The sequence below is a fragment of the Chryseobacterium sp. SIMBA_028 genome (assembly GCF_046535285.1).
In the GTDB taxonomy this organism is placed as follows: domain Bacteria; phylum Bacteroidota; class Bacteroidia; order Flavobacteriales; family Weeksellaceae; genus Chryseobacterium.
This window is the reverse complement of sequence record NZ_JAWRWZ010000143.1, coordinates 1-299: the sequence shown is the minus strand read 5'-3', so window position 1 is coordinate 299 and position 299 is coordinate 1. Positions and strand designations below refer to the sequence as shown.

Genomic DNA, 299 nt, shown 5'->3' with positions numbered 1-299 from the left:
CGCCATGATCGACAATTGGGTTCGGCTCGGTCTCATCGAGGTCAGCTATGATCGATACATAACGGAGGACCGATTCTATGCGTGGGTCGAAAATCGCAAGCTATATCAGGAGTTGAAAGCAACGCACGACAGAGAGGGCCAATCGGTCATTTATCAGAGGGGGTCGATGATTCGCACCGCCTTCGGTGTTCAATTCGCGCGTGCGGTTGGCATGTTTGACTTATCAACGCCAGCGCCAACCGCCGCCTGAAATAACCATCTGCTGGAGACGATTGCCACGCAGGCAATCCGTGTTCCTA

General features: G+C 53.5%; 1 protein-coding gene. It reads left to right on the top strand.

What is annotated here, in order from left to right:
* The coding region (locus tag SCA31_RS22905) for an Abi-alpha family protein (RefSeq protein WP_410699338.1) at positions 1 to 250 on the top strand (250 nt) is incomplete at its 5' end.
* Positions 251 to 299 lie beyond the last annotated feature (49 nt).